Here is a 23,774-nt window from a genome sequence, read left to right as displayed (position 1 = left end):
TCAGCCACAACCAGGAGAGTCTCATGTCCAAGAAGGTTTATTGCATCGCCCAGTTCCTGCCCAAGCCCGGTCAGGAGCAGGCCCTGTTTCAGGTGCTGCAGGCCCTGTTTCAGGTGCTGCAGGCCCTCGAGCCCAATACCCTGCGCGAAGATGGCTGTCTGCAGTATCGGGTGACCCGCCACATCGCCAGTCCGTTTGCCGAAGGGGAGAGCTTCCCCATCGTCTTCAACGAGATCTGGCAAGATATGGCCAGCTTCGAGGCCCACTGCCAGCGCGCGGAAATCAAAACCTTCTTCGAACGTTACTGCCTGGCCGATGAGGGGCTGGCCGCCAAGTGGAACGTCTGTGTCTATAGCGACGAACCCGAGCAGTACGACGCCCCCGTAAAGAAGTAATTCCCCTGATTGCCAGCGGACGCCCCTTCGGGCGTCCGCTGCTTTTTCACGCCCGCGATCCGGCGTTTTTCCTTGCGACCCTGCTCGCACCCTCTGCTCTCTCTGTCCACAATCGGCCCTGACGGCCGCTACAGGTGTTTATTTATGTTTACCTTGTTTGCTTCCTTGCTCTTCTGTCTGCTCTGTTTCGCCCTGACCCGGCTGCCCGCCGGGGTGCCGCTGTCGCGCAAGGTGCTCGCCGGTCTGGTGCTGGGGGGGCTGTTTGGCCTCGGTCTGCAACTGGGCTGGGGCGCCGATGAAGCCGGTGTCCAGCAGACCCTTGAGTGGGTCAATATCGTCGGTGGCGGCTATGTCAGCCTGCTCAAGGTGGTGATGATGCCGCTGGTGTTCACCTCCATTCTCTCCGCCATCAACAAGCTGGAACAGGCCCAGTCTCTCGGCAAGATCAGCGCCCTGCTGATTGGCGCCATGCTGACCCTGGTGATGATTGCCGGTGTGGTGGGGATGACCATCACCCACCTGAGCGGCCTCACCGCCGAGGGGTTGCTGAGCCACGGCAGCGACAGCGCCGCCCTGCAACAGAGCATGAGCACCATCGACAGCGCCCAGACCCTGCCCGCCCTGCTGCTCTCGCTGGTCCCCACCAACTTTGCCGCCGACATGGCGGGTAGCCGCGCCCTCTCGGTGATCGGGGTAGTGATCTTCACCGTGCTGGCCGGGGTTGCCCTGCTGCAGATGAAGGCGGAGCACCCGCAGGCCGGTGCCCGTGCCGCCGTGGCCATAGATACCCTGCAGTTGTGGGTGATGAAGATGGTGCGAGTGGTGATTGCGCTCACCCCTTATGGCGTGATGGCGCTCATCGCCCGGGTGGTGGCCCACTATCCCCTGAGCGAGATCCTCAATCTGCTCGGCTTTATTCTGGTCTGCTACGTCGCCATTCTGGCGATGTTTGCGGTACACATGGTGATCCTGCTGCTGATCGGCCAGAACCCGCTGCACTATCTGCGGGAAGTGTGGGGCCTGCTCACCTTCGCCTTTATCTCCCGCAGCAGCGCCGCCTCCATCCCCCTCAGCATCGAGACCCAGCAGCGCCTTGGCGTGCCCAGCAGCATAGCCAACTTTGCCGCATCGTTTGGTGCCAATCTGGGTCAGAATGGCTGTGCCGGCATCTATCCGGCCATGATGGTGGCTATGATTGCCCCCATGCTCGGCATCAATCCGTTTGATCCCCTGTTCCTGCTGACCCTGCTGCCGGTGATTGCGCTCGGCTCCATCGGGGTGGCGGGCGTCGGCGGTGGCGGCACCTTCGCCGCGCTGATCGTGCTCTCCACCCTCAACTTCCCCATCGCGCTGGTGGGGGTGATGATCGCCATAGAGCCGCTGGTGGACATGGGCCGTACCGCCCTCAACGTCAATGGCTCCATCATGGCGGCTATGATCACCAAGCGCTTGCTGGGCAAACAGCAGCTGGCCAAAGTGGAGACGGTGCAGACGCTGGAACAGCCGCAGGCCGCCAGCTAACCCTGCACACCACGCCATATGAGAGAAGCCCGCAGTTGCGGGCTTCTTCGTTTCAGCGGTGTTGCCCCTGTTGGCAGGGCGCGTTTACTCGGCGGTGACGGGGTAACCGGCGCCTTTCCAGGCGAAGATGCCGCCCGGAACCCGATAGACCTGCTGATAGCCCTGAGTCACGGCCCAGGCGGCGGCGTTGTGGCTGCGGCCGCACTTGACGAAGCCGCAGTAGATCACCACGGGGCGGGTCTTGTCGTCCCCCAGCAGCGCCTGGAACTGTTCAGGCGTGCCGCTCCCCTCAACGATCTGGCTCCAGTTGTCGCCGGACTTGGCCTCTTTCACGAAGACGAAGTTCTTGGCCCCCGGGATGTGCTCCTTCTTGAAGGCGTCCTCATAGGGCATGGTGTCGATGATCACCAGCTCCTCCCCCTTGTCCATCCGGGTCTTCAGCTCGGCTACGGTCAACAGCTGATAGCCCCCCTGCTGGGTCTCCTGGGCAAGCCGCACCGCCGCCTGCTCCAGCTTGGTCTCCTGCTCGAACTGATTGTCACCGCAGCCACTCAGGGCAAAGCTGGCGGCGATCAGCGAGGCAACCAGGGTATGGGATCGCAATCTCATCATGTCACTACTCCTTGCTAACGATTGAAACGGGGCGGGAGCGTCGCAGCAGGGCGCCCGCGAGCGTCAGTAGCAGCAGATCCCGCACTATGGCTTCCGGCAGCGAGCCGAGATCGGCACGGCCCAGACAGCCACAAGCGATGTCGAGCCCGATGGCGACGCCATAGCCCAACACGGGAATAAACAGGGCCAGCAGCGCCATCACCAGCCAGAGCCCCCAGCGCCGGTTGGCGATCACCGCCAGTCCCGCGCAGAGCTCAAGCGCGATCAGCCCCCAGGCAACCGCCGGGATCAGCGACGACCAGACCAGGCCGAAGGCACCGATCTGCTCGACGAACAACGCCGGGGATGCCAGCTTGAAAGCCGCCGAGGCCACGAAGAATCCCCCAAGGGCCAGGTTGGCCAGCATGCGCAAATACGCGGACATGGGCTACCTCTTTATAGAGAGAGCTAGATTCTAACCCTTCCCGACTGAGTCGCAATGAGTTCGACGGCGGCTCACGCCACTGTTTTCATTTTTTGCAAGGCAACGCAGAAATAAACGGGGCGCCCGTATGGACGCCCCGTTTTGAGTAGGACTCAGTGCCGCAGCCCGGTGCCGCGGGAGATGAGCCACCAGGCCAGTCCGTAGAGGGCCACGATGAAGCCAATGATGATGAGGTAGGCGGTGCCGAGCGGCACGTCCGAGATGCCGAGGAAGCCGTAACGGAACGCGTTCACCATGTAGATGATGGGGTTCACCTGGGAGACCCCCTGCCAGAAGGGGGGCAGCAGGCTGATGGAGTAGAAGACCCCGCCCAGGTAGGTGAGTGGCGTCAGCACGAAGGTGGGAATGATGCTGATGTCGTCGAAGGTCTTGGCAAACACGGCGTTGATGAGGCCCCCCAGCGAGAAGAGGATGGCGGTCAGCAGCACGGTGAAGCAGACGCTGAACAGGTGGTGGATCTGCAGCGGCACGAAGAACAGCGACACCAGGGTGACGATGAGGCCGACGCAGAGGCCGCGGGCCACGCCGCCGCCCACGTAACCGGCGATGATGACGTAGTTGGGCACAGGCGCCACCAGCAGCTCCTCCACGTTGCGCTGGAACTTGGCGCTGAAGAAGGAGGAGGCGACGTTGGAGTAGGAGTTTGTGATCACCGACATCATGATGAGGCCGGGCACGATGAACTCCATGTAGCTGAAGCCCCCCATGTCACCGATGCGCGAACCTATGAGGTTGCCGAAGATGACAAAATAGAGGCTCATGGTAATGGCGGGCGGCACCAGGGTCTGGATCCAGATCCGGGTGAAGCGGCTCACTTCCTTGGCCAGAATGCTCTTGAAGGCGATGTAATAAGTGGTCAGATTCATGCTTTTCTCCCCTCCTCGACCAGGCTGACGAACAGCTCTTCCAGTCGATTGGCCTTGTTGCGCATGCTCAGTACCTGCACCTGCTGGCCCGACAGCTGCTCGAACAGGCTGTTGAGGGACTGGCTCTTGTCCAGATCCACCTCCAGGGTGCGCTCGTCCTGCATGCGGCCGTTGAACTCGGGCACGTTCGGCACGGCGGAGCCGGGTGCCAGATCCAGCATGAAGGTCTCGCGGCTCAGCTTGCCGAGCAGCTTCTTCATGCTGGTGTTTTCAATCAGCCGACCCTTGTCGATGATGCCTATGTTGCGGCACAGCATCTCGGCCTCTTCCAGATAGTGAGTGGTGAGTATGATGGTGACCCCCTGCTCGTTGAGCTCCTTGAGGAAGGTCCACATGGAGCGGCGGATCTCGATATCCACCCCGGCGGTCGGTTCGTCCAGGATCAGCAGTCTGGGCTCGTGCATCAGGGCGCGGGCTATCATCAGCCGGCGCTTCATGCCACCGGAGAGGGTGCGGGCCGGCATGTCGCGCTTGTCCCACAGATCGAGCTGGCGCAGGTACTTCTCGGCGCGGATCTTGGCTTCGGCTCTGGGCACGCCGTAGAAACCGGCCTGATGGATGACGATCTGGCTCACCTTCTCGAACTGGCTGAAGTTGAACTCCTGAGGCACCAGACCGAGCTGGGCCTTGGCCTGCTCCAGCTGGTTGTCTATGTCGTAGCCGAACACCTTCACCTTGCCGGCGCTCTTGTTCACCAGCGAGCTGATGATGCCGATGGTGGTGGACTTGCCTGCCCCGTTGGGGCCGAGCAGGGCGAAGAAATCCCCCTGCTTGACGGTCAGATCTATGCCTTTAAGGGCTTCGACGCCCCCCTGATAGGTCTTTTTCAGGCCGCTGATTTCCAGTGCGTTCATTGCAACCCCTGTGATGGCAGATCCCATCTCGATACAGAAAAGGCGGCCGGGGCCGCCTTGCAGACAAAAAATGGCGCTCGGCCACCTCGCCCGTGATATTCCTGGACCTTGCTTACTCTTGCGGTACTACCTTGCCGATGAACGGCAGGTTGCGGTACTTCTGGGCGTAGTCGATACCACAGCCCACCACGAATTCGTCCGGAATGGAGAAACCGATCCAGTCCACCGGCACCTGCACCTCGCGGCGGGACGGTTTGTCCAGCAGGGTGCAGATGGCGAGGGATTTAGGCTCGCGCAGTGACAGGATTTCACGCACCTTGTTGAGGGTGTAGCCGGTGTCGATGATGTCCTCGACGATCAGCACGTCCTTGCCCTTGATGTCGTCATCCAGATCTTTGAGGATGCGAACGTCACGGGTACTGCGCATGCCGGAGCCATAGCTGGAAGCGGTCATAAAATCCAGGGTGACGGGCAGCGGGGTCTGGCGGCACAGGTCGGCCAGGAAGACGCAGGAGCCACGCAGCAGGCCAATCATGACCACTTCGTCAGAACCCTGATAACGGGCGGTGATCTCTTCACCCAATTTGGCGATCCGGGCGGCCACGTCGGCCTCGGAGATCATCACCTCGACGGTGTGTTTCATCACTTACTCCCTCATGGCCAAAGGGGATTTGGCCGTTCATTAACGTCAAAACCGAGGATTCTACCATCCAAGCCGAGAGGCGTCAGGCATACGTGATGCTTTTATCGGCTTATTTTAATTGATAGAGTTAGCAGGCCCTCGGGCATTATCGGTGACAATACTATAAACACCATAATCAATAACTATTAGATGAAAAAACTATGGAACCACGCGCAGAAATAAGACGTCGAACCCGGCTTTCTCCGGAAGCTCGTCGCAATCAATTGATGGAATGTGCCATCGAGGTGTTTTCCCGTCGCGGCATAGGCCGTGCGGGTCACGCCGAGATAGCAGAACAGGCCAAAGTCTCGGTAGCTACCGTGTTCAACTATTTCAACACCCGCGAAGAGCTGGTGGATGAAGTGTTGGCCGAGATCGAACGTTTCGTTCACCAGATGCTGGAACAGGCCTATACCGGCCAGGGTCCGATCAACGACAGCATTCGCCGTCACGTGAAGCTGTTTGTCGATGCCGCCTACGATCAACCCGACCACGCCAGCATCTGGCTGGAGTGGAGTTCGTCGGTGCGGGAAGAGGTCTGGCCCCGTTATGCCAAGCTGCTGGACAAGGCATTGGAGCGCATCGCGCCCCATTTGCAACGCGCCATGGATGCCGGTGAGATCCGGAGTGTGCTGTCCGCCCAGGACCTGGCCCGCTCCCTGACCGGTTTTGGTTACGTCATGATGCAGATGATCAATCAGCCACAACGCCCGTCCCGGGAAGATGTGACCGATTTTCTGTTCAAGTACGTGACGGCCCCCATCCAGGCCGCATAACCCGCCTCGTGAATGACAAGCGGCGCCGGACTGTTCAGGTCGGCGCCGCTTTTGTTTGTCCGTTTGCGGCCGGCTCAGCCTCTGTCGCGAGAGACCGCCAGCAGGGTGATGCACCACAGGTCAGGAATTGGCGTAACCCCAGCGGCTGGTCAGCGCGTGCTCGACTCCGAGGTGATCCAGGATCCGCGCCACCATGAAGTCCACCAGATCCTCGATGCTTTTAGGCTCATGATAGAAACCGGGCGCGGCCGGCATTATGGTCACCCCAAGTCGCGCCAGTTTCAGCATGTTCTCCAGATGGATGGCGGAGAAGGGGCTCTCGCGGGGCACCAGGATCAGCTGGCCGCGCTCCTTGATCACCACATCCGCCGCCCGCTCCAGCAGGTTGTCGGAGGCGCCGTTGGCGATGGCCGACACGGTTCCCATGGAGCAGGGGCAAACCACCATCTGTTTCGGCGCCGCCGACCCCGAGGCCACCGGCGAGAACCACTCCTCCTTGCCGCAGGCCACTATCTGACCCTCTTTGGCGCCGTACTGGCGACAGAGATGGGCGGAGAGCTCTTTGGGTGAGCCCGGCCACTCCTGCTGCTGCTCTGTCTTGAGCACCACGCGGGCGGCGGAGGAGGCCAGCAGATAGACCCGATAGTCCGCCTGCACCAGACACTCAAGCAGGCGCAGGGCGTAAGGGGCGCCGGAGGCGCCGGTCAGCGCCAGGGTGACGTGTTTATTCATGCGGGCCTCTGTGAACCTGAAAACCAAAGCGGACTCATCAAGGGCGTCATAGTTGACCGTGATAATCCTTGAGGCGGGCGATCAACTTGTCATGAATGCCGCCGAAGCCGCCGTTGCTCATGATCAGAATATGATCGCCATCGCGACACTCGGCCACCAGCCGGTTGATCAGGGTCTCCAGATCGTTGAACACCTTGGCCGGTCGGCTCATGTGAGCCGTCACCTCGCCGAGATCCCAGCCGATATTGGGCGGCTGGAAGAAGAACACCTCGTCGGCACCGTCGAAGCAGCCGGCCAGCTCTTCCTTGTGCACCCCCAGCTTCATGGTGTTGGAGCGCGGCTCCAGCACCGCCAGGATACGGGCCTTGCCCACCTTGGCGCGCAGACCGCCGAGGGTGGTCTCGATGGCGGTGGGGTGGTGGGCAAAGTCGTCATAGATGCTGATGCCTGCCACTTCCCCCTTGAGCTCCATCCGCCGCTTGGGGGACTTGAACTGGCAGAGGGCGGCTATGCCGTGCTCCACCATGACACCGGCGTGACGGGCGGCGGCGATGGCCATCAGGCCGTTGTTGACGTTGTGCTCGCCGATGCACTCCCAGTGCACCTCGCCCTGCTTCTGCCCATCCAGCCACACCTCGAAGGCGGAACCGTCGTCGGCCAGCTTGACCGCCTTCCACTTGGCATCGTCCTGACCCACCAGCTCCACCTCGCTCCAGCAGCCCATCTTGCGCACTGCGGTGAGGTTGTCATCGGTTTGCGGGAACAGCACCCGGCCGTTGCTCGGCACTGTACGCATCAGGTGGTGGAACTGGCGCTGGATGGCGGCCAGATCAGGGAATATGTCCGCGTGGTCGAACTCCAGGTTGTTCATCACCAGGGTACGCGGATGGTAGTGGACGAACTTGGAACGCTTGTCGAAGAAGGCGCAGTCATACTCGTCCGCTTCGATGACGAAGAAGGGGGCAGAGCCGAGACGGGCGGAAACCGGGAAGTTGCCCGGCACGCCACCAATGAGGAAACCCGGCTCCAACTTGGCGTATTCGAGCACCCAGGCCAGCATGCTGGCGGTGGTGGTCTTGCCATGGGTGCCTGCCACGGCCAGCACCCAGCGATCCTGCAGCACATGCTCCAGCAGCCACTGGGGACCTGAGATATAGGGCAGATTGCGGTCCAGCACATACTCCACGCAGGGATTGCCACGACTCATGGCATTGCCGACCACCACCAGATCCGGCGCAGGATCGAGCTGGGACGGGTCATAGCCCTCGGTCAGCTCTATGCCCTGTTGCTCGAGCTGGGTACTCATGGGGGGATAGACGTTGGCATCCGAGCCTGTGACTCGATAACCAAGCTGTTTTGCCAACACCGCCAGACCACCCATGAAGGTGCCGCAGATCCCAAGGATGTGAATGTGCATACCGCTGCCTTTTCCAGTAAAGGGAGTGCGCATTCTAGGGTCTGTTGAGGTTTGGTCGCAAGCCGCGGGCGTGACGAGACGTCAATCGACCCAGACAAGCGGGCCGCCATTTGACCGACCCGGGCAGCACGGCATCAGCCAAGGCGGTCACAGTGCCCTTGAAATATGGTCATTTGACGCGACATCGCTATAATATCGGCCTGCAAACTTGACTCCAACACTGAAGGAAACGTCATGAGCCTGAACCTGGTACCGGCTGGCAAGAGCCTGCCCGACGACATCTACGTCATCATCGAAATCCCGCAGAATGCCGACCCGATCAAATACGAAGTCGACAAGGACAGCGGTGCCATCTTCGTTGATCGCTTCATGTCGACCCCTATGTTCTACCCGTGCAACTACGGTTACGTGAACGCCACCCTGTCTCTGGATGGTGATCCGGTCGACGTTCTGGTTCCGACTCCCTACCCGCTGCTGGCCGGCTCCGTCATTCGCTGCCGCCCGGTCGGCGTGCTGAAAATGACCGACGAATCTGGCGAAGATGCCAAGATCGTGGCCGTGCCGCACTCCAAGCTGACCAAGCAGTACGACCACATCAAGGATGTGAACGATCTGCCCGAGCTGTTGCGCGCCCAGATCCAGCACTTCTTCGAGCGCTACAAAGAGCTGGAAGCGGGCAAATGGGTCAAGGTGGAAGGTTGGGGCGACAAGGCTGCTGCCGAAGCCGAGATCGTTACCTCTGCCGAGCGTTACGCTGCCAAGTAAGCGTACCCTCGCAAAAAAGGCGCCTCAGGGCGCCTTTTCTATTGGCTGTTGCGGGCGCTGACCCGGCGTCACACCACTGGGATCCCCCTGAATATAGATGTCACGGCCATCCTGCCGATAGGGCCGGTAATAGTCGCCACCGCAGCGATAACCCCCGCCCTGCTCACTCATCAGCTCGCAGTTGACCGGCAACACCTCCAGCCACTTGATGGCCTGCTGGAAACGCAGCCACTCCTGCCATTCATGCTCCCGCGCCAGCTTGTCCCGCAGGGCAAAGGTATCCGCGCTGGACATCCCCTTGTTGACGATCACCTGGCCCGCCGCCGCAGGCAAGGCGGCCAACAGCAACAACAGCAGTGGAATTCGCTTCATGACGGTTTCCTGTATGACTTATTTCCAGAATTAAATTTAAAGTCTTATCAGACTGTTACCCAGATCATCAAAACTAAGCTCATCCAAATCCGGCCGGCTCACCTAGTTGTTTATTATCACCCCGAGCAGGATGCACATCATGAAACTGGCACAAGGTCTGTTGTTGAGTCTAGTGTTCGCATCCACGGTCGGCGCCAACGAAGTCAACCTGAGCTGGCAGTGGCAGTCTGCCGACGGCCAGCAGAAGCACCTGCAGCTAAATGCGGACGAGCGCATCATGTCCGCCAGTCGCCACCAGATGACCCAGCTCGACGCCTCTCTCAACTATCCGCTGGAAACACTCTACTCCTACATAAGCCCGCGCCTTTACAACAGCATCAACCTGATCAACCAGACCAGTCCCGAAACCGCCACCAAGTTTCGCAATCTGGAGCAGGCCTTCACCCTGCACGACGACAGCATGGAGTCGACCCTGTTCTGGCAGGCCTACCAGCAATATCAGGAAGATGCCTTCTACCAGATGCGGGTGGTGCCCTGCGTTCATCCGGCCAATCGCAAGCTGCCCTGTGTGCGCCCCAACTACTCCCAGCTGTTCTACCAGTTCAAGGGCGACCTCAGGCCGCTGGCGAAGCAGTTTTCCGCCAAGGATCTGGCCACCAGCGTCGGCCTGCTGCAGGAGTGGCTGAGCGCCATCCCCACGCCTCCCGAGCAGATGGATCACTTCGCCCCGCCCCTGCAGGCCTTGCAGGACAACAAGGCCGACAGCGACGAGAAGGCTCTGCTGATGGCAAGCCTCTTGGCCGAGCTGGCGCCGCAATACATGCTCAGCATCATATACCCCAACATCAGCATCGGCAGCGTCTCGCCAGCCTGGCTGGCCATCACGGCCGACAGCGGCCTGAAGGGCGATACCCTGATGATCGGCAATCAGCGCCACGTCTTGCTGACCGGCTCGCCCCTGCTGGCCCAGCAGATGACCATGGCCAAGATCCCGCTGATCAGCGAACCCTTGTATTGAGCCACGCCCGCCATGCCGGTTGAACCCCAACCGGCTCAACCGAAGCACACTCCTCAAACCAGTTGATAACTAATTGATTTTTATCGACTGCGTGCCATCCTAGCCGCCTTTGCCAGCCGCTGTCTGCGCTGGCGGGCAGCCCGCTCGGCTCATTCGCGAGCTTATTTAACACTTTTTAAACAGATCCGATCAGTTTAGGATGAGTTCTGCCCCATTCCCTCAAGTGAAAAATCGTTATAACATAACAAAAGGAGTGTCATCAGGATGAAACATCTCGTACTTACTCTGGCGCTGCTGCCAACACTGGCCCTGGCTCACAACATCAAGGAGTCTGCCCAGGTACCGCTGGTCAACATCAGCGACAAGGGTGAGCTGGTACTGCAAGAGAAAGCGGTCAGCTACCAACCCTGGCAAAGCAAGGTACTGACTGGCAAAGTCTTTTTGATCCAGCACATCGCGGGTCGCTCCAGTGCTAAGGAGCTGAATGCCCCCATGATCGAGGCGATCAAGGCAGCCAAGCTGCCCCACGACAAGTACCAGACGGTCACCATCATCAACAGCAATGACGCCATCTGGGGCACCTCCGGCTTTGTGAAGAGCAGTGCCGAAGACAGCAAGAAAGAGTTCCCCTGGTCCGCCATGGTACTGGATGCCAAGGGCATGGCCCGCAATGCTTGGGATCTCGCGCCGGAAAGCTCGGCCATCATACTGCTGGATAAAGAGGGCAAGGTGCTGTTTGCCAAAGATGGCCAGCTCGATGCCAACAACATTGCTACCGTGATGGGGCTCATCCAGTCCCATCTCTGAATCAGAGAGAAGGGGCGCTGATGGCGCCCCTTTCATAAGGGTCTATGGGTCGTTTCAAGCTGAAAATCTGGTTGTTGCTACTGGGCTGGTTGTGGTTGCAACCGGCGCTGACACAACACCCGCTGGAAGCCGACCTGCCCGGTCATAGCCACACTTGTGTCCTCTGCGCCCTCCATCTCGATGGCAAGCTGGCACTGACGCCCAACTTGCCCATCCCAGTCCCGCATGTGGTCATCGGCAAGCTAGCTGATACCGCCTTGCCCGCCATCGATTCCACCCCTTCAGGCCAGTGCCGTATTCGTGCCCCGCCTCACTTTCATTGCTTCTCCCACTGAACATTTCTCTTATCAATTGTTTCAAAAGGATTAACGATGAAAGCAGTCACACTGTTACTGGCGGCAGCCGCATTTGGCGTGCAAGCAAATCACGACGAGCATGAGAGTCACGGCCACGGTGCCCACGAGCATGGCCACGGCCACCTCAACCTGGTGCTCGATGGCAACCAGTTGATGCTCGAGCTGCAGGCTCCCGCCGCCGATCTGGTGGGCTTCGAGCACGCCGCCAAGAGCGACGAGGAGAAGGCGCAATACGCCAAGGCCATGGCTCAGCTCAAGCAACCCGATGCCCTGTTTCGCTTCGACCCGGCGGCCGGCTGCAAGCTGACCCAGCAGGAACTCAATGCGGCCAAGGAAGATCATGATCACGACCATGACCATGACCATGACCATGAAAAGGCTGGCAGCAGTCATGATGACCACCACCATGATGATGCGGGTCACGCCGATGTGGGCGCCATGTATACCTACACCTGTGAGGCTCCGACCAAGCTGACCGGACTGGAAGCCACCCTGTTCAGCGTCTATCCGAGCCTGGAAAAGCTGAGCGTGCAGGGCATACTGCCCACCGGCCAGACTGCGGCCGAGCTGACCCCATCCGCCAACAAGCTGAGCTGGTAACACCATGAAAAAAGCCGTGGTTGAGATCCGCGATCTGGCCTTCGCCTGGCCGGATCACCAGCCTGTACTCGATCTGCCAGCCCTCGCCATCGGCGAGGGGGAGCGGGTGTTCATCAAGGGGCCATCGGGCTCCGGCAAGTCGACCCTGCTTGGCTTGCTTGCCGGGATCCAGACCGCCAACCACGGCACCCTGGACGTGCTGGGCCAGCCATTGGCCCGGCTCTCGGGCCGTGCCCGTGACCACTTCCGGGCGGCCAATCTGGGTTATATCTTCCAGCAGTTCAATCTGCTGCCATTTTTATCCGTGCTGGACAACGTCACCGCCGCCCTCACCTTCTCACCCGAGAAACGGGCTCGTCTGCAGGGAAGTCCCGAGCAGGAGGCTCGCCGCCTGCTGGCGGAGCTGCAACTGCCGGCCGAGGCGCTGCACAGACCCGTCCACGCCCTCAGCATAGGCCAGCAGCAGCGGGTGGCCGCCGCACGGGCGCTGATAGGCTCGCCACCGCTGGTGATCGCCGACGAACCCACCTCGGCCCTGGATACCGACAACCGGGCCGCCTTCATCAAGCTGTTGTTCGAGGAGTGTGACAAGCAGGGGTCGACCCTCATCTTCGTCAGTCACGATCCCTATCTCGAGCCTCTCTTCCCGCGAGTGGAGAATCTGCAACTGCTCAACCGGAGGGCCATATGCTGAATCCCAATAGCTGTGCCATCTACCCGACCAGACCCGCACCAGAGGGTGCATCCCAGCCACAACACCGGAGGCCGGTATGCTGAAGCTCGCCCTGCAAAGTCTCTGGGCTCGTCGCCTCACCGTAGGGCTGACCCTCTTGGCGGTGGCCATCAGCGTCACCCTGCTGCTCGGGGTGGAGCGGGTGCGGACCCAGGCCCGCGAGAGTTTCTCCAATACCGTCTCGGGCACGGACCTTATCGTCGGCGCCCGCTCCGGCCAGGTGAACCTGCTGCTCTACTCGGTATTTCGCATCGGCAACCCCACCAACAACGTGGGCTGGGAGGCCTATCAGGCCATCAAGAGCAAACCTGGCGTCGCCTGGACCATCCCCCTCTCCCTCGGTGATTCTCACAAGGGCTTTCGGGTGCTCGGCACCAATGGCGACTACTTCACCCACCTGAAGTACGGCCAGCAGCAGGCGCTGCAACTGCGGGAGGGGCGGCCGTTCGACACGCCGTTCGAGGCCGTGCTCGGCGCCCAGGTGGCCGAGAAGCTCGGCTACAAGCTGGATCAGTCCATCGTCATCGCCCACGGCGCGGGCAACACCTCCTTCAGCCAGCACGACAACCTGCCGTTCAAGGTGGTGGGGATACTGGCACCGACCGGCACCCCCATCGATCGCACCATCCACGTACCGCTGGCCGGGATAGAGGCGATCCACCTGGGCTGGGACACGGGCAGGCACAGCAAGAACGTGACCGCCGAACAGGCGCTGGCGCAGGATCTGACCCCCAAAACCATCACCGCCTTTATGGTGGGTCTCAGCAATCGAATATTGGCGTTCCAGCTGCAGCGCAGCGTCAACACCTATCGGGGCGAGCCGCTGATGGCGATCCTGCCGGGGGCTGCCCTGCAGGAGCTGTGGAGCCTGATGAGCGTGGCGGAAACCGCGCTCTCTGTGATCGCCGGCTTCGTGGTGGTGGCGGGCCTCATCGGCATGCTGACCACCTTGCTGGCGGGGCTCAACGAGCGGCGCCGCGAGCTGGCCATCCTGCGCTCCCTGGGGGCAGGCCCCGCCCACCTGTTCCTGTTGCTGGCGCTGGAGGCGATGGCCCTCACCACCGCAGGCATAGCCCTCGGGGTGGCGGTGCTCTATCTGGGACAGGGGCTTGCCACCCCCTGGCTGCTCAGCCACTATGGCCTGCAATTGAGCCTGGGACTGCCGAGCGCCTACGAATGGCAGTTGCTGGGGCTGGTGTGGCTGGCGGGCATGGTGATAGGCCTGCTGCCCGCGGCCAGGGCCTACCGCTACAGCCTGAGCGATGGCATGAGCATTCGCGTCTAGCGACTCGCCCGCATAAAAAGAGAGAAGGACAGATGATGAAGTGGAAAATTGTGGTGCTGCTGGCCAGCCTGCTGGCGCTGCCGGCCCTGGCCGCCGATTACAAGACCATCGACTGGGACGTGCTGATCCCGCAAGGGGAGCGGCTGTTGCCACCGCCCCAGGTGAGCCACGATGGCGATTTCTCCTCAGTGCCGCAGCCGGTGGGCGGGGTCAACCAGAAGCTGGACAACCAAGACGTGCGGATCCCGGGGTTCGTGGTGCCGCTGGAGGGGGATGCCAAGAAGATCACCGCCTTCCTGCTGGTGCCCTACTTCGGCGCCTGCATCCATGTGCCGCCGCCGCCCACCAACCAGGTGGTCTATGTGAGCTACCCCAAGGGCGCCCCCGTGGATGATCTCTGGGATGCCATCTGGGTGAAGGGCAAGATGCGCACCATCAGCTCAAGCCACGAGATGGCCACCGCCTCCTACTCCATGGAAGCGGTCGAGGTCAGCGTCTACGAAGAGGAATAAGTCAGACATCATGATGCGCGTCTGATGAGCTCCAGCCACGAGATGGCCACCGCCTCCTACTCCATGGAAGCGATCGAGGTCAGCGTCTACGAAGAGGAATAAGTCAGACATCATGATGCGCCGGCCTCCCCGGGCCGAGCTCAGCATCCAGCAACAGTGGCCTTCGAACGAAGGCCACTTTTTTATCCCCTTGCCGGCCGAAACCGGGACCAGCCCCTGCTTGAGGGATTGCCCGCCATCCCGGTTGGAGTAACATTCAAGGCTAGACCTTGCGATCACGGAGCCAGCATGGCTGACCTGCCCCCGCCCAAGAAAGAGAGTTCCATCCTGAGCAGCCAGGAGCAAACCCTGCGCCTGGCCCGCAGCCGCGGCATAGATGGCATGCTCACCCGCAACAGCGACAGCACCTTCGAACAGCGCGCCACCTTTCGCCATCTGGCGGATCAGGCCGCTCGCCAGCGCAATCTGGAAGCCATCATGGTGATGGCCTCCCGCCACTGCGAGGAGACGGCCGCCGGCGGCGAGATGGACAGCGACTGGCTGACCCGCTTCCTGCAACTGGCGGAAGACATCAGCATGGTCCCCATGCAGCAGCTGTGGGGCCGCATCTTCGCCATCGAGATCGCCACCCCAGGCCGTTTCTCCATCCGCGCCCTCACCACCCTCAAGGAGATGACCCAGCGCGAGGCCCAGCTGTTCCAGCGGATCTGCGCCCTCGCCTGCCACTATTCGGGCAGCGATGAGCAGCGTCTGCTGCTGGGGCTGCACAAGGGCGCCAGCCTGCTCAGCCGCGCCAAGGTGACCCGGCTTGGTCTGGGCAAATACCGATTGCCCTACAATGCCCTGTTGCAGCTGTTCGAGCTCGGCCTGCTGCACAAGGGAGAGCTGGAATCCGGCCCGCTGCCCGCCGACGGGGTCGAACTGGCATTCGGCGACCAACGCTGGCGCCTGCATCGCAAGCAGACCAATATCACCCTGCTCTACTACCGGCTGACCCCGGTGGGCAACGAGCTAGCCCAGCTGTTGCAGGAGCCGCCGCTGGAGGAGTACCTGCAGGATCTGAAAACCGTGCTGGTGCAGGGGCTGCAGATAGAGAGCATGATGCAGCCCCCCGAGTCCGAGCTGGAGAGAGTGCCGCCGACTGCCGCCGTCTGAATCCAGGGGCCCCTGTTGGCCCCCTTTCTCTTCTCCCTTGTGGCACGCCAGCCGCACCATATTGCGAAATGCCTCCCCACTCATTGCCAAATCGATTCTCGAAATGCGAATCGATCTCCTTGCCCACCCCCTCCTGATCCGGATTTGCCGCAAAATCTGACCATTTTGGTCGGATAAACACGCTACTAACAAAATCATCATCACCCATGGCGCCATGGTGCATAACTTGCACTGCCCATGCATCTTTCCCATCACCGCGTGCAGGACCACACAATGAGAGTCAACCAACCCGTTACCCAGCGTGAGCGTCTCTACCCGGAGCACCAGAGTCTTATTTCCACCACTGACCTGGAAAGCCGCATCACCTATGCCAACGAGGAGTTCTGCAACATAGCGGGGTTCAGCCTGGACGAGCTGCAAGGTGAGCATCACAACCTGGTGCGCCATCCGGACATGCCCAAGCAGGCCTTCGCCGATCTCTGGCATCACATCAAGGACGGCAAGAGCTGGATGGGGCCGGTGAAGAACCGCTGCAAGAATGGCGATCACTACTGGGTCAGCGCCTTCGTCACCCCCATCAAGGATGCCAGCGGCAAGGTGGTGGAATACCAGTCCGTGCGCACGGCCCCCAGCGAGGAGATCAAGCAGCGGGCCGAGCGCATCTATACCGACCTGCGCAATGACAAGGCTCCCCTGGCCCTCAGGCTGCCAACCTTCTCCCACACGCAGGCAGTCACGCTCTGCCTGCTGCTGAGTCTGGCGGCCATGGTCACGCTGGGATACGAGCAGGCTGCGGGCTGGCCGTTGGCACTGGCGACCGTACCGCTGCTGCTGGCAGCCATGATCACCCATGCCCTGGCCCGTCGGCTGGGCAAGCTCGACAAGATGGCCCGCAGCCGCTTCGACAACCCGCTGATGCAACTGCTCTACACCAACAAGGTCGACAATCTGGCCGCCATCGAGCTCGCCATGTTGATGAACCGGGCCGAGTTCAATGCCGTGCTGGCCCGCACCCAGCAGACCTGCGCCCAGATCTTGCGGGCCGCAGAAGGGGATCTGCACAACGCCGAGTCCATCACCAACAACCTGCAACAGCAGCAGGCCGAGACCAACCTGGTCGCCACCGCCATCACCCAGATGTCAGAGTCGATCAGGGAGGTCTCTCACAGCTCCACCGCCGCCTCCGGCCTGCTGGACGAGACTTCCGAGTTGTTCAAGGAGGGCAACCGCAGCGTGCTGGATACCATAGGCGCGGTCGAGGGGATGCACGACGAGATCACCACCTCCAAGACGGTGATCCACACCCTGGCGGGGCAGTGCCGGGATATAGACGGCATTCTCGATGTGATCAACAGCATCGCCAACCAGACCAATCTGCTGGCCCTCAACGCGGCCATAGAGGCGGCCCGGGCCGGCGAGGCGGGCCGTGGCTTCTCTGTGGTGGCAGACGAGATCCGCTCGCTTGCCATCAAGACCCAGTCCTCCACCGGCGAGATCCAGAAAATGATCAGCCTGTTGCAAGCCAGTGCGGGCAATGCGGAGCAGGCGATGGAGAAAGGAGGGCAACTCTCGGCCAGCTGCCAGCAGAAGGCCTCAGCCACCGGCACCATATTGCAGCAGATCAACAGCATGCTGCAGCAGGTCGCCTCCGGCAGCAGCCAGATAGCCCAGGCGGTGCAGGAGCAGTCCCAGGTCACGGCCGACATCAATCGCAACGTGCTCAGCATCAAGACCCTGGCCGATGACTCAAGCCAGGGCAGCCAGCATGCCGTGCACGGCATCATTCAGCTGGTGCGGCAACTGAGCGAGCTGGATCGGCTGGTGCGCCAGTTCCAGCAACAGCCCGCCCCCCGTCAACTCAGCGAGCAACTCGGCAAGGGCCGGGTTGTACTCGCCCGCTGATGCCTGCCGTGCGCTAACAACAAGATGGGCCCCTGTCGTCACCGACAGCGGGCCCATCAACATTGTGGGAAGAACGGGCCTGACCGGATTGCCCTCCCCTTGGACCAGCGCCTAGGCAAGATGGAGAGTCGCTAATCTGCTCGCGCCACCACCGACCTACCCTTGCTGTACTTATCGTGTCGGCTACGCAGCACCTGACGACCCTGGGGTTCATTCCACCGCCCAAATGCGCGGTGAGCGTTGAGAAAGTAAGGGCGTTGAGATACCTCCACCGCCCGACCACAATCCCATGGCAGCTCAATTTATTGATCTTGCTCGAGAAACCGCCCACTCCCCCTTCCCTAACCAGCTCCGTTCGGTAACATGACCATCAGGATCACCTCTCGTCGGAGTCGGCCATGTACCAGACCAGAGCAACACCGCAGGGAAAGAGCAGCAAGCTGGAGGCTGGAATTCAGGGGCGGTAGCCTTGCCCGATGAGTTCGGCAGGCAAGCGGCGGCATGCTAGGCATCACTCAAGATGAGTGACTGTCCTGATTTTATTGGCTGTGTTTTGGCGCAGCGCAAGTGACAGAGCAAAAAGATGAAATCACGCGAATACGTTCAGATACCAGGGAACGGCTGGTAATATCATGATTTAAGATGAATTTTTCCGTTTCATTTATAAGAGTGGTACGGAGTTATACGGAAGGCTCGATCATCGAATTAATACCGCAGTCCATCTAATCACTGTTAGATTTTTACAAAGGAGACTCACCATGAGTTGGCAAGACCAAGACAATAAAAAGCAGCGCGGAAAGATTGATCGCATTTATGTATCTCCTACCGAATATTACGAACTTCATCATTACGTAGATCACTATCTACAAAGCAATGGTTTTGAAGTGAGCGACAAAAATCGGCAAACGGTAGCCAATGCAATTGATGGCTATCCCGGGGCTGCCCCCATTCAGAGAGATGAACTCACTATCTATCTCAACAAAAAATTTAAGAAGTGATATCTAACCCTGCTGTCGAGCGGGACAGCCAAAAAGCTGCGCTTGTTGGTTCCCTCCGCGCTCCGGTTCCACGTTAAGGCACAATGAAAATAGTACATTATGAATCGAATGCTCCTTGAGTGGGCAAGATGAGATGCCCTAATCCCAAGTGTGGAAAGGAAGCGCCTGCTTGGCAATCCAGTGGCATGAGTGATAGCTGCCCACACTTCTTTTGCGATATTTGCTCAAACGTCATCCACAGAGAGGAAGACCATGCGTTGCTGTACGAGAATGAGGCTAATGAGCAGCTTTTGGAGGAAATCGCGGCGACCCTTCCAAACTGCCCGTGCGGTGGACGGTTTGTTCCGGGTGCTAACCCTAAGTGCCCAAACTGCAAAACCGAATATGCTCACCAGTGGGATGCGGTAAAACGACTTAATGTTCCATTTATGCCCATCCTAGATGGCTCATGCTTAATTCGAGATCGTCTCTATTCATATGAAGTATGCATTGGGTCAAAACCCAAATATTGGTGGCGTTTATTCGTAAATGCCTTAACAAGTGCAGGCAAGGGATGCTCCTAGCGTCGCGCCCCTGCTGTAAGCGTTAGAGGTCTTATGGATAAGCAGTCTGAGCATTGCAGGGAAGTTTACGCATATTTTGGGTTAACTATTTATTCCGCTCAATGTCTTGAACAGGCAATGATCCACTTAATTGTATTTTTAGATCACTTTCCTAAAGCAGTACCTAATTTTTCAACTACAGAAAAATGGGAGGAAGACTTTGACAAATTCTTTGACGGTGAGAGCCAAAGAACAATGGGGCAACTTCTAGGGCGTCTCCAAAAGATTGGCATCCCTTGCGAAGAACTTAAGATAAAACTAAGAGAAGCGTTAAAAAAACGTAATTGGCTTGCTCACTCTTATTTCTTTGAACGTGCAATGGACTTTATGAATGAAGCTGGGCGTAACAAAATTATTTCGGAACTTGAACAAGCAGCTGAATATTTTAAATCTATCGATGAAGAGGTCTCTTCTATTTTTTATAAAATAGCTGACACTTATGGTTTAACAGAAAAAGTGTTCAAAAAAATTATGAATGAAATGTTGGTAGAGTCAAAATCAGACATCTAACAAGTCATTTAAAAGGACAAGAATAGTTGATTTTTGCTCCTTCGCCGCTTATTTAAATCAATTGTTTTTTGCCTCTTAATGAGGCGTTAGGCTGTAAAGAGTGGTCTAGGTATAATGAGCAAAGAAGCCGAAACGCACTATGTGCGTCTCTCAGAGGTGGCCTCCTGAGACTGATGATGGCGGGCTATGTACACATGTTCTGGGAGCCAGCGGGCTTTCTGCTGAGCTTTCTGATTGCTGAAGTAATTGCTCTACTGTCTGAAATCAAGAAGGAGGATATTCATATGGTCCAAAAGGCTGCTGTATCAAGTGAGAAAGTGTTGTGGTCGTATGTTTCAAAATCTATCAAGCGCCTAATCAGCTCTTGGGAGGTCCACCTTCCTTACAGGGAAACCCTGCTGATGAGCCTGTGAAAATCAGGCGAAAAGGTAATGAGAGTTTGCCTAACAAGGCATTCAATCCGGACACGCAGATGCGCACTGGTTAATAGACACGTTAGGTGTACATCAGGGAGGAATCTTGATTAGGAGATTTGATGGAAAGTTGGATTAAATTATTGGATGTTTCGATCTGGCCGGCCACCGTGCTTATTCTTGCGCTTATATTTAAGGGTGAATTCTCTAAAATACTTACGAGAATGAGTAAGTTTAAATATAAGGATATCGAAGCTTCCTTTGATCAAGAGCTAAGTATCGTCGAAGAGACAACCAAAGAAACGAACAAAGTTATAAACAAAGATTCGTCTTCAGTTCGAGATTCATACAATTACACATTAGAGAGAATTCTACAGCTTGCTGATGTATCACCGAGAGCCTGTGTTTCAGAAGCATGGAGAGAAGTTGAAAGCGTGACAGTTAGTCTAATGCATGCTTATAACTACGACCCAAGAAATGTTCAAATGTCTAAAATATTTAGAGGCATTGTTCATGACAATGGTTATCCTTGGTCTCTTTACGAGGATTATCGCCGTCTAATGAATTTGAGAAATCAAGCTGTTCATGCTGGTGACTTCGATTTAAGTAAAGATGAAGCAGAACGATATGCAATGACCGCTATAGATTTAGCTGTCTTCATTGATAAGTTGGCAAAGGAAGCACCTAACAAGTCAATACAACAGGACATCAGCGAAGCTGGTACCTCTACTTGAAGCGTTAGGTGTTCAAGTAGAGTTCGTTGGAACAAAGTAGATCAGCCCGTAGGTTCGAATAGCGCAGCGTATTCGGACAATTGCGAATAACCACACCACAACATAAGCAAAGATCGGAAGATCCCCTTGCGGGGTTGCTATCGGCAGCCTTGGAACAGCTCAAGGCTCGTCGGTGCCATTATAAGCTGGATTTATGGGTTTTCCGATAATGACTCAAGTTTTGCTTATAGTGGCGGCCGCCTGCCCATAAGCGCCCGTGGTGGCCAACTTAACGGCCGCCGGCGCTTGTTATAGGTTCTTCCGATCCAATGACTTTCAGGCGAGGAGGGCCAAGATGGCCTGTGCCCTTGCGCCCCATGCCTGCACTTTATTTGCTGCTTACGGCTTGCTGCCCGGGTGATTACCCGGTTGTCGGGATAACAATCCGGCTCCAGACGTTGCAACTCATGTAAGACGGCGCAACTCAACCACTACAGGTAGTTCCCCTGCCGCAGGGCGGTCAGCAGCTCATCCACCAGCACTGCCACCGGCTTGCCGGCGTTAAGCAGATGGATTTCCGGCTGCTCGGGGGCCTCGTAGGCGGAGTCGATACCGGTAAAGTTGCGAATTTCCCCTGCCCGTGCCTTCTTGTAGAGCCCTTTGGGGTCGCGCTCTTCACAGACGGCGAGCGGCGCATCGACGAACACCTCGACGAACTCATCGGCGCCCAGAAGATTGCGCACCAGATCCCGTTCGGCACGGAACGGCGAGATAAAGGCGGTGAGCACGATAAGGCCCGCATCCACCATGAGTTTTGCCACTTCACCGACCCGGCGGATGTTTTCCTGGCGGGCCGCGTCATCGAAGCCGAGATCCCCGCACAGGCCGTGGCGCACGTTGTCCCCATCCAGCAGATAGGTGTGCTTGCCTTCAGCCGCCAGCGCCTGCTCCAGCGCCCCCGCCAGGGTAGACTTGCCCGCCCCCGATAGCCCGGTGAACCAGATGACCAGCGGCTTTTGCCCCTTTAATTCGGCCCGGCTTGCCTTGTTCACGGCATGGTCATACCACACAACGTTATTCATCCAGACTCCTTCTTTTCGTCGGCGCGATCAGGCGCCTCACCCCCTCTCCCAGAGGGAGAGGGAATATTTGCCCCCTTCTCCCTCTCTTTTTAATCGGCGGGAGAGGGTACCAGGCGCTATTGCTTGCCGCTGTCGTTGCCAATGGCCAGCGCCTGCCAGTGCGGGAAGTGCTTGCGCACCAGGGCGTTGAGCTCAATTTCAAACTCGCTGTATTGCCCTGCCACCGCCTTGGCCGCCAGCCCTTCCACTATCATGCCGGCCCCGACGGTGACGTTGCTCAACCGGTCGATCAGGATAAAGCTGCCGGTGTCGCGGATCTCCCGGTATGGGTCGAACGCCACCGGATCGGTCAGGCTCAGCTCGCACAGGCCTATCTCGTTGAGCTTGAGCTCATTCGCCGCCAGCTCGTCCAGCTTGTTGATCTCGATGCGATGACGGATGGCCTCCACCTGACCACGGGTCTTCTTGGTGGCCAGCTTGATGTCATAGACCCGGCCCGGCTGCAGGGACTCCTCCCCCATCCAGACGATATGGGCCAGCACATTTTGGGTCACCTGGGGTTGCCTTGCGGCATCCACCAGCAGATCGCCGCGACTGATGTCGATTTCATCGGCAAAGGTGACAGTGATGGCCTGACCCGGCAGGGCGTACTCCAGATCCCCGTCGAAGGTGACGATGCGGGTCACTGTGCTCTCTTTGCCGGACGGCAGCACCGCCAGCTTGTCGCCGACCCGCAGGATGCCGGCCGCGAGCGTGCCCGCAAAGCCGCGAAAATCCAGGTTGGGGCGGTTCACATACTGCACCGGCAGGCGTACCGGATGACGCTCCAGCTCGCGCTCCACCTCGGCATTTTCCAGCAGGGAGAGCAGGGTTTCGCCCTGATACCAGGCCAGCTTGTCGCTCGGGTTGACCACGTTGTCACCGTCCAGCGCCGAGACAGGCACTATCTGTATGGTGTCGACGCTGAGCTTCCTGGCGAACTCGCGATAATCGGCACTGATGCGCTCGAACACCTCCTGGCTGAACTCCACCAGATCCATCTTGTTGACCGCGACCACGAACTGCTTGATGCCGAGCAGGCTGGCGATAAAGCTGTGGCGACGGGTCTGATCCAGCACCCCCTTGCGGGCATCGATCAATATGATGGCCAGATCGCAGGTAGAGGCGCCGGTGGCCATGTTGCGGGTGTACTGCTCGTGGCCCGGGGTATCCGAGATGATGAATTTGCGCTTGGCGGTGGAAAAATAGCGGTAGGCCACGTCTATGGTGATGCCCTGTTCACGCTCGGCCTGCAGGCCGTCCACCAGCAGCGCCAGATCGAGTTTTTCGCCCGTGGTGCCAAGCTTCTGGCTGTCGGACTCCAGCGCCTTGAGCTGATCTTCATAGATCTGCTGGGAATCGTGCAGCAGGCGCCCTATGAGGGTGCTCTTGCCGTCGTCCACGCTGCCGCAGGTGAGAAAGCGCAGCAGGCTCTTGTGTTGCTGGGCGTGCAGGTAGGCTTCAATGCCCTGTTCGCTGATGGCGGTCTGAATGTGGTTGTTCATTTGCGATT

27 protein-coding genes and 1 other RNA gene are annotated in these 23,774 nt (G+C 58.8%); 18 read left to right on the top strand and 10 right to left on the bottom strand.

The window, feature by feature from the left end; genetic code table 11:
• Nucleotides 1-23: 23 nt before the first annotated feature.
• Nucleotides 24-395, top strand: a complete 372-nt coding sequence (locus AACQ95_RS04965; protein ID WP_241280810.1) for a putative quinol monooxygenase — start codon at nt 24-26, stop codon at nt 393-395.
• A 144-nt stretch (nt 396-539) separates the two neighbouring features.
• On the top strand, nt 540-1,916 hold the full coding sequence (locus AACQ95_RS04960) for a cation:dicarboxylate symporter family transporter (protein WP_241280808.1): 1,377 nt from the start codon (nt 540-542) through the stop codon (nt 1,914-1,916).
• Between the two features lie 84 nt (nt 1,917-2,000).
• On the opposite strand, the gene AACQ95_RS04955 is transcribed toward AACQ95_RS04960, so the two are convergent.
• The 5 genes from AACQ95_RS04955 to hpt all read right to left on the bottom strand — a co-directional run bounded on the left by AACQ95_RS04955 (nt 2,001) and on the right by hpt (nt 5,435).
• Complete coding sequence (locus tag AACQ95_RS04955; protein ID WP_241280806.1) at nt 2,001-2,528, bottom strand: rhodanese-like domain-containing protein; 528 nt, start codon at nt 2,526-2,528, stop codon at nt 2,001-2,003.
• A 4-nt stretch (nt 2,529-2,532) separates the two neighbouring features.
• On the bottom strand, nt 2,533-2,952 hold the full coding sequence (locus tag AACQ95_RS04950; protein WP_241280804.1) for a MauE/DoxX family redox-associated membrane protein: 420 nt from the start codon (nt 2,950-2,952) through the stop codon (nt 2,533-2,535).
• A gap of 152 nt (nt 2,953-3,104) precedes the next feature.
• Nucleotides 3,105-3,878 (bottom strand): ABC transporter permease, encoded by a 774-nt coding sequence (locus AACQ95_RS04945; protein WP_042869444.1) that lies wholly within the window; start codon nt 3,876-3,878, stop codon nt 3,105-3,107.
• Nucleotides 3,875-4,792: an ABC transporter ATP-binding protein gene (locus tag AACQ95_RS04940; RefSeq protein ID WP_042869446.1), complete on the bottom strand. Its 918-nt coding sequence runs from the start codon at nt 4,790-4,792 to the stop codon at nt 3,875-3,877. Before AACQ95_RS04940 ends, AACQ95_RS04945 begins: the two co-directional genes overlap by 4 nt.
• Before the next feature lie 112 nt (nt 4,793-4,904).
• Nucleotides 4,905-5,435 carry a hypoxanthine phosphoribosyltransferase gene (hpt, locus tag AACQ95_RS04935; RefSeq protein WP_043138763.1) on the bottom strand — a complete coding sequence of 177 codons (531 nt, stop codon included), beginning with the start codon at nt 5,433-5,435 and terminating at the stop codon, nt 4,905-4,907.
• A 200-nt stretch (nt 5,436-5,635) separates the two neighbouring features.
• On the opposite strand from hpt, the gene AACQ95_RS04930 reads away from it, so the two are divergent.
• Nucleotides 5,636-6,250 (top strand): TetR/AcrR family transcriptional regulator, encoded by a 615-nt coding sequence (locus tag AACQ95_RS04930; RefSeq protein ID WP_043138760.1) that lies wholly within the window; start codon nt 5,636-5,638, stop codon nt 6,248-6,250.
• 120 nt (nt 6,251-6,370) lie between these two features.
• Here the strand turns inward: AACQ95_RS04930 and AACQ95_RS04925 are convergent, their stop codons facing one another.
• Both AACQ95_RS04925 and mpl read right to left on the bottom strand, forming a co-directional pair.
• The gene (locus AACQ95_RS04925; RefSeq protein WP_241280802.1) at nt 6,371-6,982 is read right to left on the bottom strand and encodes a flavin prenyltransferase UbiX; all 612 of its coding nucleotides are present in this window, start codon (nt 6,980-6,982) and stop codon (nt 6,371-6,373) included.
• A gap of 46 nt (nt 6,983-7,028) precedes the next feature.
• Nucleotides 7,029-8,399, bottom strand: coding sequence for a UDP-N-acetylmuramate:L-alanyl-gamma-D-glutamyl-meso-diaminopimelate ligase (mpl, locus tag AACQ95_RS04920; RefSeq protein WP_241280799.1), 1,371 nt, complete (start codon nt 8,397-8,399; stop codon nt 7,029-7,031).
• Between the two features lie 234 nt (nt 8,400-8,633).
• Here mpl and ppa point away from each other — a divergent pair, with 234 nt between their 5' ends.
• Nucleotides 8,634-9,164: an inorganic diphosphatase gene (gene ppa / locus AACQ95_RS04915; protein WP_042869457.1), complete on the top strand. Its 531-nt coding sequence runs from the start codon at nt 8,634-8,636 to the stop codon at nt 9,162-9,164.
• Nucleotides 9,165-9,188: 24 nt separating this feature from the next.
• Here ppa and AACQ95_RS04910 read toward each other — a convergent pair whose 3' ends face one another.
• Complete coding sequence (locus AACQ95_RS04910) at nt 9,189-9,551, bottom strand: hypothetical protein (RefSeq protein WP_370464966.1); 363 nt, start codon at nt 9,549-9,551, stop codon at nt 9,189-9,191.
• A 124-nt stretch (nt 9,552-9,675) separates the two neighbouring features.
• Between AACQ95_RS04910 and AACQ95_RS04905 the strand changes: the two genes are divergently transcribed.
• The 14 genes from AACQ95_RS04905 to AACQ95_RS04840 all read left to right on the top strand — a co-directional run bounded on the left by AACQ95_RS04905 (nt 9,676) and on the right by AACQ95_RS04840 (nt 21,161).
• A complete protein-coding gene (locus AACQ95_RS04905; protein WP_043138746.1) occupies nt 9,676-10,554 on the top strand; it encodes a hypothetical protein in 879 nt (292 codons plus the stop codon).
• Nucleotides 10,555-10,818: 264 nt separating this feature from the next.
• Entirely contained in the window at nt 10,819-11,361 is a 543-nt protein-coding gene (locus tag AACQ95_RS04900) for a YtfJ family protein (RefSeq protein ID WP_241280796.1), read from the top strand.
• Between the two features lie 44 nt (nt 11,362-11,405).
• Entirely contained in the window at nt 11,406-11,696 is a 291-nt protein-coding gene (locus AACQ95_RS04895; protein WP_241280794.1) for a hypothetical protein, read from the top strand.
• Nucleotides 11,697-11,732: 36 nt separating this feature from the next.
• Nucleotides 11,733-12,317, top strand: coding sequence for a DUF2796 domain-containing protein (locus tag AACQ95_RS04890; protein ID WP_241280792.1), 585 nt, complete (start codon nt 11,733-11,735; stop codon nt 12,315-12,317).
• 4 nt (nt 12,318-12,321) lie between these two features.
• The gene (locus AACQ95_RS04885) at nt 12,322-13,011 is read left to right on the top strand and encodes an ABC transporter ATP-binding protein (protein ID WP_241280790.1); all 690 of its coding nucleotides are present in this window, start codon (nt 12,322-12,324) and stop codon (nt 13,009-13,011) included.
• 76 nt (nt 13,012-13,087) lie between these two features.
• Nucleotides 13,088-14,335 (top strand): ABC transporter permease, encoded by a 1,248-nt coding sequence (locus tag AACQ95_RS04880; protein WP_241280788.1) that lies wholly within the window; start codon nt 13,088-13,090, stop codon nt 14,333-14,335.
• A 32-nt stretch (nt 14,336-14,367) separates the two neighbouring features.
• Complete coding sequence (locus AACQ95_RS04875; protein ID WP_156995175.1) at nt 14,368-14,847, top strand: DUF3299 domain-containing protein; 480 nt, start codon at nt 14,368-14,370, stop codon at nt 14,845-14,847.
• A 288-nt stretch (nt 14,848-15,135) separates the two neighbouring features.
• Complete coding sequence (locus AACQ95_RS04870; protein WP_241280787.1) at nt 15,136-16,002, top strand: TIGR03899 family protein; 867 nt, start codon at nt 15,136-15,138, stop codon at nt 16,000-16,002.
• Between the two features lie 273 nt (nt 16,003-16,275).
• Nucleotides 16,276-17,904: a methyl-accepting chemotaxis protein gene (locus tag AACQ95_RS04865; RefSeq protein ID WP_241280785.1), complete on the top strand. Its 1,629-nt coding sequence runs from the start codon at nt 16,276-16,278 to the stop codon at nt 17,902-17,904.
• Nucleotides 17,905-18,662: 758 nt separating this feature from the next.
• Nucleotides 18,663-18,902, top strand: coding sequence for a hypothetical protein (locus AACQ95_RS04860; protein ID WP_241280783.1), 240 nt, complete (start codon nt 18,663-18,665; stop codon nt 18,900-18,902).
• 596 nt (nt 18,903-19,498) lie between these two features.
• Complete coding sequence (locus AACQ95_RS04855) at nt 19,499-20,014, top strand: hypothetical protein (protein WP_241280780.1); 516 nt, start codon at nt 19,499-19,501, stop codon at nt 20,012-20,014.
• A gap of 125 nt (nt 20,015-20,139) precedes the next feature.
• Nucleotides 20,140-20,203, top strand: an RNA gene (locus AACQ95_RS04850) — hammerhead ribozyme type II.
• Complete coding sequence (locus AACQ95_RS04845; protein WP_241280778.1) at nt 20,191-20,427, top strand: hypothetical protein; 237 nt, start codon at nt 20,191-20,193, stop codon at nt 20,425-20,427. Before AACQ95_RS04850 ends, AACQ95_RS04845 begins: the two co-directional genes overlap by 13 nt.
• A 122-nt stretch (nt 20,428-20,549) precedes the next feature.
• A complete protein-coding gene (locus tag AACQ95_RS04840) occupies nt 20,550-21,161 on the top strand; it encodes a hypothetical protein (protein ID WP_241280777.1) in 612 nt (203 codons plus the stop codon).
• Between the two features lie 470 nt (nt 21,162-21,631).
• On the opposite strand, the gene cysC is transcribed toward AACQ95_RS04840, so the two are convergent.
• Nucleotides 21,632-22,222 carry an adenylyl-sulfate kinase gene (gene cysC / locus AACQ95_RS04835; RefSeq protein WP_241280775.1) on the bottom strand — a complete coding sequence of 197 codons (591 nt, stop codon included), beginning with the start codon at nt 22,220-22,222 and terminating at the stop codon, nt 21,632-21,634.
• A 116-nt stretch (nt 22,223-22,338) separates the two neighbouring features.
• Nucleotides 22,339-23,766, bottom strand: coding sequence for a sulfate adenylyltransferase subunit CysN (cysN, locus tag AACQ95_RS04830; RefSeq protein ID WP_241280773.1), 1,428 nt, complete (start codon nt 23,764-23,766; stop codon nt 22,339-22,341).
• Between the last annotated feature and the right edge of the window lie 8 nt (nt 23,767-23,774).

The organism is Aeromonas sp. MR19 (assembly GCF_963899305.1).
Taxonomy (GTDB): Bacteria; Pseudomonadota; Gammaproteobacteria; order Enterobacterales; family Aeromonadaceae; genus Aeromonas; species Aeromonas bestiarum.
Note: the sequence above shows the minus strand (reverse complement) of the source record. Positions and strands in the feature narration are given on the sequence as shown.